General features: G+C 68.7%; 7 protein-coding genes. 3 read left to right on the top strand and 4 right to left on the bottom strand.

Going from position 1 to position 9,498, the window contains the following annotated elements:
• From cysD to ACWDU1_RS23870, 3 genes are all read left to right on the top strand, one after another.
• A partial coding sequence (gene cysD, locus ACWDU1_RS23880; RefSeq protein ID WP_450001692.1) for a sulfate adenylyltransferase subunit CysD occupies nt 1-854 on the top strand: 854 nt, incomplete at its 5' end.
• A 1-nt stretch (nt 855) separates the two neighbouring features.
• A complete protein-coding gene (locus ACWDU1_RS23875) occupies nt 856-2,184 on the top strand; it encodes a sulfate adenylyltransferase subunit 1 (protein ID WP_450001691.1) in 1,329 nt (442 codons plus the stop codon).
• Nucleotides 2,184-2,927, top strand: coding sequence for a sirohydrochlorin chelatase (locus ACWDU1_RS23870; RefSeq protein ID WP_450001690.1), 744 nt, complete (start codon nt 2,184-2,186; stop codon nt 2,925-2,927). The genes ACWDU1_RS23875 and ACWDU1_RS23870 overlap by 1 nt, the downstream gene beginning before the upstream one ends.
• A 5-nt stretch (nt 2,928-2,932) precedes the next feature.
• Here the strand turns inward: ACWDU1_RS23870 and ACWDU1_RS23865 are convergent, their stop codons facing one another.
• From ACWDU1_RS23865 to ACWDU1_RS23850, 4 genes are all read right to left on the bottom strand, one after another.
• A complete protein-coding gene (locus ACWDU1_RS23865) occupies nt 2,933-3,730 on the bottom strand; it encodes an HAD family hydrolase (protein ID WP_450001688.1) in 798 nt (265 codons plus the stop codon).
• Nucleotides 3,731-3,865: 135 nt separating this feature from the next.
• A complete protein-coding gene (locus ACWDU1_RS23860) occupies nt 3,866-5,947 on the bottom strand; it encodes an Hsp70 family protein (RefSeq protein WP_450001685.1) in 2,082 nt (693 codons plus the stop codon).
• A gap of 411 nt (nt 5,948-6,358) precedes the next feature.
• Complete coding sequence (locus tag ACWDU1_RS23855; protein WP_450001684.1) at nt 6,359-7,948, bottom strand: FAD-dependent oxidoreductase; 1,590 nt, start codon at nt 7,946-7,948, stop codon at nt 6,359-6,361.
• Between the two features lie 18 nt (nt 7,949-7,966).
• Nucleotides 7,967-8,980, bottom strand: a complete 1,014-nt coding sequence (locus ACWDU1_RS23850; protein WP_450001682.1) for an AurF N-oxygenase family protein — start codon at nt 8,978-8,980, stop codon at nt 7,967-7,969.
• Between the last annotated feature and the right edge of the window lie 518 nt (nt 8,981-9,498).

Here is a 9,498-nt window from a genome sequence, read left to right as displayed (position 1 = left end):
TCCATATCTTCCGCGAGGTCGCGGGCGAGTTCGAACGCCCGGTGATCCTGTTCTCCGGCGGTAAGGACTCCACCGTCCTGCTGCATCTGGCGCTCAAGGCGTTCTGGCCGGCGCCGCTGCCGTTCGCGCTGCTGCACGTGGATACCGGGCACAACCTGACCGAGGTACTGGAGTTCCGCGACCACGTGGTGGAGAAGTACGGCCTGCGCCTGCATGTGGCGAGTGTGGAGGACTACCTCGCCGACGGCCGTCTCACCGAACGCCCCGACGGTATCCGCAACCCGCTGCAGACCGTGCCGCTGCTGGACGCCATCAGCGAGAACCGATTCGACGCGGTCTTCGGCGGCGGCCGCCGCGACGAGGAACGCTCCCGCGCCAAGGAGCGGATCTTCTCGCTGCGCAACGCCTTCGGCCAGTGGGACCCGAAGCGGCAGCGGCCCGAACTGTGGAACCTGTACAACGGCCGGCACGCGCCGGGCGAGCATGTGCGGGTCTTCCCGCTGTCCAACTGGACCGAACTCGATATCTGGCGCTATATCGCCCGCGAGAACGTCGAACTGGCCACCATCTACTACGCCCACCAGCGCCCGGTGTACCAGCGCGACGGGATGTGGATGACCCCGGGCAGCTGGGGTGGCCCGAACGACGGCGAGGTGCTCGAGACCCGTTCGGTGCGGTACCGCACCGTCGGCGACGGCTCCACCACCGGTGCCATCCTGTCCGATGCCGCCGACAACGAGGCCATCCTGGCCGAGGTCGCCGCTTCCCGGCTGACCGAACGCGGCGCGACCCGTGGCGACGACCGGGTCTCCGAGGCCGCCATGGAAGACCGTAAACGAGAGGGTTATTTCTGATATGTCCGACCTACTGAGGCTGGCCACCGCCGGTTCTGTCGACGACGGCAAGTCCACACTGGTCGGACGTCTGCTCTACGACACCAAATCCGTGCTCGCCGACCAGATCGACGCGGTGACCCGGGCGTCGGTGGACAAGGGACTGTCCACCCCCGACCTGTCGCTGCTGGTGGACGGTCTGCGGGCCGAACGCGAGCAGGGCATCACCATCGATGTCGCCTACCGGTACTTCGCGACCCCGCAGCGGTCGTTCGTACTGGCCGACACCCCGGGCCACGTGCAGTACACCCGTAACACGGTGTCGGGCGCCTCGACCGCGCAGTTGGTGATCCTGCTGGTCGACGCCCGTAAGGGCGTGATCGAGCAGACCCGCCGCCATGCCGCGGTACTGGCGCTGCTGGGCGTACCGAAACTGGTGCTGGCGGTGAACAAGATCGATCTGGTCGGGCAGGACGAGCCGAGCGAGCAGGCCCGGCAGGCCGCGGCGGCGAAGGTGTTCGCGGAGATCTCCGCGGAGTTCTCGCAGCTCACGCGCACTCTCGGCTGGTCGGACGAGGATGTGCTGGAGATCCCGGTCTCCGCGCTGCACGGCGACAATATCGCCACCCGTTCGGACAAGACCCCGTACTACAGCGGCCCGTCGCTGATCGAACATCTCGAATCGGTGCCGGTGGACGCCGACAATTCCGGCGAGCACGCCGTCGGGCTGCGGTTCCCGGTGCAGTACGTGATCCGGCCCCGCACTCCCGAATACCCCGACTACCGCGGCTACGCCGGGCAGATCGCGGCCGGTTCGGTGGCCCCCGGTGACGAGGTGGTGGTGCTGCCGTCGGGTATCCGCACCACCGTGGAGCGGATCGACACCCCGGACGGGGAACTCGCCGTCGCCCAGGCCGGTCGCAGTGTCACCCTGATCCTGGCCGACGAGGTGGATATCTCCCGTGGCGACACCATCGTCTCCCCCGCCGACGCCCCGGAACCGGTCGACACCTTCGACGCCACGGTCTGCTGGCTCGGCGACAAACCGCTGCACGCGGGGGCGCGGCTGCTGCTCAAGCACGGCACCCGCACCACCCAGGCCATCGTCGGCGCGCTCACCGAACGCTTCGACGAACAGCGGCTGGCCGCGGACCCGGCGCCGGAATCCCTGTCGCTCAACGATATCGGCCGGATCTCACTGCGGGTCGCCGAACCGATCGCGGCCGACGACTACCGCACCAACCGGCACACCGGCAGTTTCCTGCTGATCGATCCGGCGGGCGGGAACACCCTCGCGGCCGGGCTGGTCGGCGATGTGCTCACCGCGGTCGAGGTCGGATCCGGGGCCTGATGCCACCCACGCTGCTCGCGGTGGCGCACGGCAGCCGGGACCCCCGCTCGGCTGCCACGGTCACCGCGCTGCTGGCCCGGATCCGGGCGGCCCGCCCGGAGACGCCCGCGCGGTTGGCCTTCCTCGACCTGAACGCACCGTCGGTCGGGCAGGCCCTCGACGCCGTCGCGGCGGCCGGGCAGACCGAGGCCGTGGTGGTGCCGCTGCTGCTCGGCAGCGCGTTCCACGCCCGGGTGGATCTGCCCGCGCTGCTGGCCGAGGCGTCCGCTCGCAATCCGCGGCTGCGCCCGGTCCAGGCCGATGTGCTCGGCGCCGACTCCCGGCTGATCGAGGTATCGCGCGACCGGGTGCGCAGCGCCTGCGCCGCGAACGGCTGGGATCCCGGTACGCAGCGGGTCGGGATCGCGATGGCCGCGGTCGGTTCCTCCTCGGCGGCGGCCAACCGGGCAACCGCGCGGGTGGCCCGGCGACTGGCGGCCCGCACCGGGCTGCCCACCGAGGTATGTTTCGCGACCACGGACCCCGGGCTGCCGCACGCCGCCGCCCGGCTGCGCGCCCGCGGCGCCGAACAGGTGCTCGTGGCGCCGTGGTTCCTGGCGCCGGGACTGCTCACCGACCGCCTGCACGCCCAGGCACCCGGCCTCCCGCACGCCGAGGTCCTGGGGCCGGACCCGCTGACCGCGGATATCGTATGGGATCGCTACGACGCGGCACGCACGCGCACACTCGCCCTCTCGGCCTGAGCGCCTCAGAACCACCGCTCCAGCACCGCCGCCACCCCGTCGGCCGTCACATCGACGGTGACCTCGTCCACCACCGAGTGCAATTCGACCGGAGCGTTGGCCATCGCCACCGAATGCCCGGCCCAGGCGAACATCTCCCGATCGTTGAAACCGTCGCCGATGGCGAGGGTGGCGGCGCGCGGGATATCGAACAGCTCGCGCAACCGCTCCAGGGCCCAGCCCTTGGAGATTCCGTGCCGGGAGATGGTCAGCCACGGCCCGAATTCGCCGTAGACCCAGCTGATGTCCGGAAGGGCCAGTTCGTCGATGAGGCGACGCATCTCGGAGGTGGAACCCTCGGGCCACCAGCAGTTCAGGCGGGGCGTGGGTTCACTGCCGAGAGTGAGGTCGTCGACCACCAGATATTCGCCGCCGGGGTAGTACTCGCCGGGGCTCTGACCGGTGGCCCACACACCCTGCCCCACCCGCTCGGCCGTGAAGATCATCTCCGGAAACAGTTCCCGGAGCGCGGTGACGGCGGGCGCGGGATCGAAATGATGGACCGCGACCGGATCGGCGCGCTCGATATCGATGTGCACGGCGCCGTTGGAGCAGACCGCATGCCCCCGGACCAGCCCGAGTTCTTCCAATACCGGCCGGGTGGTGACCACGGTACGACCGGTGCTCACCACGATATGCGCGCCGGTCGCCACGGCCGCGCGCACGGCGCGCACCACCCGGTCACTCACCGGTGTACCGGTTTTCAGCAGTGTGCCGTCCACATCCAGCGCGATCAGCCGCGGCGGGCCCCCGTCAACCTCCACGAAACGATTGTGCCGCGCGATAGCCGGTCGGGCACCTGATTTCACCGGAATAGCCTTCGACCGGCGGATTTCGGATACATGGCACACTCGCCGGGTCCCGATACCGGGCTCCGGCCCCACCGCGGCGGACCCGAATCAGTTTCGCGACCCACCGCCCGACGACCCACCTCGAGACCCACCGTCGCCACCGCCCGACGACCCACCCCGAGACCCACCATCGCTACCGCCCGAACGAGAGCCGCCCGAAATCGAGCCTCCGGAGGCGGATTTCGACCCGCCGGACGAATCACCACCGGAGAACGACCCGCCGCCGGGGGACGAATGCGACGCCCCGGAGGAATCGGCGCCACCGGCAGAGTTACCATCGCCGGGGTTACCACCGGAATAGCCACCGCCACCAGCGGAATCGGAGCCGCCGGAGGAATCCCCGGCCCCTCCGGAATAGCCGGAGTCGCCGCCACCGGAGTGACCCGAATCGCCGCCACCGGCGCTGGACGACGAGTCCGGCCCACCGGCCGACGAGGACCCGTCCGAACCGGAATCGCCGCCGGAGTCGTCCCCGGACCCGCTCGGCGAACCATCCTCACCCTGACCCGTTCCGTCCCCGGAGGCGTCTCCCCCGTCGGTTCCCGGTGCCGGCGACCCGCCCGTCCCACTGCCGTCACCGGCCCCCTGACTGCCCCCGGACCCATCCCCGGGAGCCGGGAGCTGCGGGGATCCGGTGTCCCCGGGGCCACCCGTATCCGGCGATCCACCACCCGGCTCCTCTTCGCCACCGTCGTCCGGGCCGGTCGGTTCCGAACCGGGCGGATCGCCCGCGCCGGGGCCGGTTTCGCTGCCGGGACCCGTGCCCAGCCCCGGAATACGCGATCGTTGCGAGGGCAGCGGGTGGACGAAACGGGCGGGATCGTCATGGTGCGCCGCGGGCTGCTCATGCCCGTCCCGGGCCGAATTATGGCTCCCGGAACCGGCATCGGCGGCTCGGTCGGACCGGGGCCGCCCGGTGCGATCCGCGGATTCGGCTCCCGGCATCGGCGGCCCGTACCGGCGCGACACCGCCGCCGGGGCGACCAGCGCGGCCGGGTCGAGCGGCGCGTAGGACACGGTCCAGCCGGTGGCGGAACGCTCCACCCGGGCTTCGCCATGGATCTCGTACCGGACCGCGCCCGGACTCTGCAGTGGGGTCCGGTCCTGGTCCAGGGGGCCGGTATCGGCGGGGCCGTTGCCGAGAATGGTGGCCGCCGACATCGCCACGGCGGAGAACAGGGCGGCACCGGAGAAAATCGGCGGATGTTTGGCCCGCGCCGTACCCGTACCGGCCACACTCTCCGCCGCCATGGCGGCCGCGCCGAGCGCCACACACTGCCCGGAATCGGCGGCGATCGTCACGGGCAGCCCGAGCTCGGCGAGCGTCCCGGCGACCTGCGGGGGCCGAGCCGCGCCGCCTACCACCAGTACCTGGGAGATATCGGAGAGCGAGACCCCGGCCGAACGCACCGCGCCCCGCACCACCTCGAGCGAATCCCGCACATGTTCGCGACGCAGGCCCTCGGGATTGACGAACGACATGAGCGATACCGCCCCGGTCGCCGGTTCGGCCGGGCCGATGGCGCGATCACCCGCGCACCGCGCGATCAGCGCACCCAGCGGGCGGCCGCCGAACTCGTAGGAACGCACCGGTTTCCCGACCACGGGATGATCCGGCCAGTCCGGGCCGGTACGCACCACGGAGACATCGAGGCTGTTGCCGCCGAGGTCGTAGACCAGAACGAAGCCGGTGTCGAGCGGACCGTGTTCGGTGTCCAGCCAATGCGCGGCGGCCACCGGTTCCGGAACCAGTTGCACATGCCCCACCCCGGCGAAGTCCAGGCTCTGGCGCAGCAGTTCGAGTTGTTTACGCGTATACCCCGCCGGATAGGTGGCCACCACCCCGGTGGCGGGCTCCGCGGCGACCAGCCCCTGCACAACCGACGCGAAAATCGTGGCCGGCGACCAGATCCGCCCGTCCACATACACCGATTCCGGATTCCGGCCGAGATCGGCGAATTCACTGACCGCGGTGGAGAACCGGGTGATACCGCCGAGCCGCGCGGTGCCGCCGCTGTCGAAACCGACTGCCGTCCGCCGGGTTCTTACCGCGGGGCGGGCGTCCTGGGCACCGATTCGCGCGGAGACCACATTCACCGTGCCGATGCTTATACCCAGCCCAGAAGTCATTTGCCATCCCGTCAACGCACCGAGACCACGTCCTTCGAAGAGCCATGGGCGCGGTCGTTTTCCAAACAGCGACCACAGGTTAGCTGTATCGGTGCGGCGAAATCCAATAAATGGCAAGGAAAGCCGTTGTTACAGAACATATCCCCGATATTCGGCCCGGAAACCAACCGGCAGTTCGAATCGCCGGATTCCGCCACAATGGCTGTGAACTGTGGAAATGACTCGACCAAAGGCGGACAGCGCCCTGTCCGGACCGGTGTCCTGTCGTAAGCCCCACTGACAATGCAATGCGGACGACAGGCCGGATACCGAGCAGTAACCGATAAGTAGCCTATTTCACGGAATTCGATGCGAGAAAATGAAAACCGCCCGCCCGGAACAACGCCGGGCGGGCGGAAGCGAAGTTGTTGCTCAGGTGCGACTGAACAAGCGGCGCACCGGTTTTCCGGACTCGGATACCGCTCCGGCGGCCCGAACCTGCGGCCGGCGCTGCCGCAGCAGGCGGTCGAACGCCGCCGCGCCACCCGCGGGTTCGGCGAGCCGGCCCGCATTGAAGTCCGCGGCCAATTGCCCCACGGTCTCCTGCGAGCAGGATTTGTTGGTGCCGATGAATCCGGTGGGCCCGCGTTTGATCCAGCCCGTCACATACACGCCCGGGACAGCGGTCCCGTCCGGCGCGTCCAGCACCCGGCCCGCCTGGTTCGGGATGATCCCGCGCTGCTCGTCGAACGGCAGTCCCGGCGTGGGCACGCCACGGTAGCCGACCGAGGTGAGCACCAGCCCGGTCTCCAGCAGCTCGAGATCGCCGGTACCGGCCGCACGTACCCGGCCGTCCGGGCCGGTGACCGACTCGGTGCGTTCCACCTCGATGCCGGTGACCCGGTCGGGTCCCAGGATCCGGGCGGGTGCGCTCTGATAGCGGAAGACGATGCGCCGGCGCTGCCCGTACGGGCGGTCACCCACCTGCCGCAGCAATTTCAGCTTCTGTTCCAGCTGGTAGGGCAGCTTGCCGGTAAGCGCGGGCAGATCACCCTCGATGGCGATATCGACATCGGCGCCCAGCAGCCCGACGAACTCCGGCACAGTGAACGCCGATTCGGCCGGACCGCGGCGGCCCAGCACCACGACCTCACGCACCGCACTGTGCCGCAGCGCCTCGAGCGCGATCGGCGAGATCGCGGTCCCGGCCAGCTGTTCCGGATCCGCCGTGAGGATACGGGCCGCGTCCAGCGCGACGTTACCGTTGCCGACCACGACGACCCGCGGCTGCGAGAGATCGAATTCGTGGTCCAGGTGGTCGGGATGCCCGTTGTACCAGGCCACGAATTCGGTGGCCGAGACATTCCCGGCCAGCCCCTCGCCCGGTATCCCGAGTTTGCGGTCCGAGGACGCGCCGACGGCGTAGACCACGGCGTGATGGTAGGCCAGCAGCTCCTCGTGCGAGATGTGCTTACCCACCTCGACATCGAAATAGGACCCGAAGCCGGGCTGGCGCGACATCACGTCGAACAGCTCCGAAACCTGGCGTGTCTTCTCGTGATCGGGCGCCACACCGTAGCGGGCCAGCCCGTAGGGCACCGGCAGGCGGTCGAACACCGTCACCCGCACATCCGGCTGCGTGAGCAGTTCGTCGGCGGCATACATCGCCGACGGGCCCGAACCCACGACCGCGACCCGCAGCGGCCCACGCCCGGGAGTGTCGATAGCAGGGGCCGGCACCGGCGGGGCCAGCAGCGGACGAGGCCGCGACTGCCGATAGAAATCTGCGTTGATCTCGATGAACGGCTTCTGCTCCTCGGTCAGCTTCTTCGACGAGGTGATGGCATCCACCGGGCAGGCCGAGGCGCACGCGCCGCAGTCCACACAGGCGGCCGGATCGACGTAGAGCATCTCCGCGGTCCGGAAATCGGGTTCGTCCGGAGTGGGGTGAATACAGTTGACCGGGCACGCGTAGACACAGGACGCGTCGCTACAGCACGACTGGGTGACGACGTAGGGCATCGAAGCTGTACCGCCGGCTCAGGCCGCTTTACCGCGGACGGCGCGCAGCGGCTCCGAACGGTAGCGGGTGGTGTGACCGTCCATACCCAGCGCCTTCCACACCCGCTTGGAGATCGGGTTGATCAGTCCGATCTCCTTGGCCAGGGTGCGAACATCGCCGAAGTAGTCGCTGAAGGTCTGCTTGGCGTCGTCGGAGCCGTGGAACAGCTCCTTGCGCACGCTCTTGGGGATATCGAATTCCTCGAAGAAGGCCTTGGGCGGCGTCACGATCGCGCGGCCCAGGATCCACATGACGATCGGCATCGCGATCGACAACACGAACTTGTTGGTCCGCGAGGACTCCGGAACATGCTTCTTGAGGAACTCGTGGGCGAACGAGATGTGCCGGGCCTCCTCGGCCACGTGGATCGCCATCACACCGCGCATGATGGGATGCACGTCCTCGCCGGAGCGCAGCACATCCTTCTGGATGTGGTCGATCGGCTCCTCGCCGCCGAGCACAGCCATGAAGAACAGATTCGGGAACGCCACCGCGACCGGAACCGCGATATGACGGAACTGGCGCACCAGCGGGCCCATCCCCGGCACATCCACACCGATCCGGTTCACCATCTCCTGGAACATCAGGGTGTGGTTGTGCTCCTCGATCATCTCGTGGGAGCAGTAGCGGAACTCGGGGTCACCGTTGGGCAGGCCGAAAACGTGCTGCATCATGCCGCTGATCAGGATCGCCTCGAACTGCAGCCCGACCTTGGCGACATTGGCCTGCCGGTACTTCCCCAGGGCGATCTGCTTTTCCTTCGGCAACGCCAGATACCAGGGGTGGCGGCCGACGGTATCGCCCGAGGTGGGCAGGATCCAGCGCTCGGGCCGGGCATCGGCGTCGAAGTCGGGATGATCCCAGTCGATGTCCTCGAACGGATCGAAGTTGCGGTTGACCGAACCCTCCGACAGCAGCAACAGCTTTTCCGCGTACTCCTGGGCCTGGGCGACCAACTGCTCGTCGGACACCGTGGTGGCTGAAGACGTCATCGTCACTGCCTCTCGTCGATGATTCGGGCTTACCTGTAATCCATAGTTACAGCTACACCGGGGTACGTCAACACGGGCTACCCGGTATGGGCAGGTCACATTCGTGGCATGACGGGTATCACTCCAGCTCGGGGGGTGGTGGGGGTGGTTGGCCGGGTGGGGTGAGGTCGGCGGGCTCTGCCTGCCACCACTGCCCTGGGCACGGGAGGTGGGTTGGCCGGTTGGGCTGAGATGACCCGGCACGTCAAGGCGGGAGATGGCCTCGCTTGTCAAGGCGAGGAGGTGCCCACCCGCCAAGGCGGGGAGGTGGCCCCGCCTACCAAGGCGAGAACATGACCCTGCACGCGAGGGTGGGGAGGTGACCGTACTCGTCAAGGCGGGAACGCGACCCCCGCCCACCAAGGCGAGAACATGACCCTGCACGCCGAGGTGAGAAGGTGACCCCGCTCGCCAAGGTGAGAAGGTGACCCTGCACGCCAAGGTGAGAAGGTGACCCTGCACGCCAAGGTGAGAAGGTG

The organism is Nocardia sp. NPDC003345 (genome assembly GCF_053589395.1).
This window is presented reverse-complemented; position numbering and strand designations above follow the sequence as displayed.

Bases quoted from the DNA above. Each gene is read 5' to 3' on its own strand.
- ACWDU1_RS23855 (WP_450001684.1), bottom strand. From the start codon at position 7,948: ATGCCCTACGTCGTCACCCAGTCGTGCTGTAGCGACGCGTCCTGTGTC.
- ACWDU1_RS23875 (WP_450001691.1), top strand. From the start codon at position 856: ATGTCCGACCTACTGAGGCTGGCCACCGCCGGTTCTGTCGACGACGGC.
- ACWDU1_RS23870 (WP_450001690.1), top strand. From the start codon at position 2,184: ATGCCACCCACGCTGCTCGCGGTGGCGCACGGCAGCCGGGACCCCCGC.
- ACWDU1_RS23860 (WP_450001685.1), bottom strand. From the start codon at position 5,947: ATGACTTCTGGGCTGGGTATAAGCATCGGCACGGTGAATGTGGTCTCC.
- ACWDU1_RS23850 (WP_450001682.1), bottom strand. From the start codon at position 8,980: ATGACGTCTTCAGCCACCACGGTGTCCGACGAGCAGTTGGTCGCCCAG.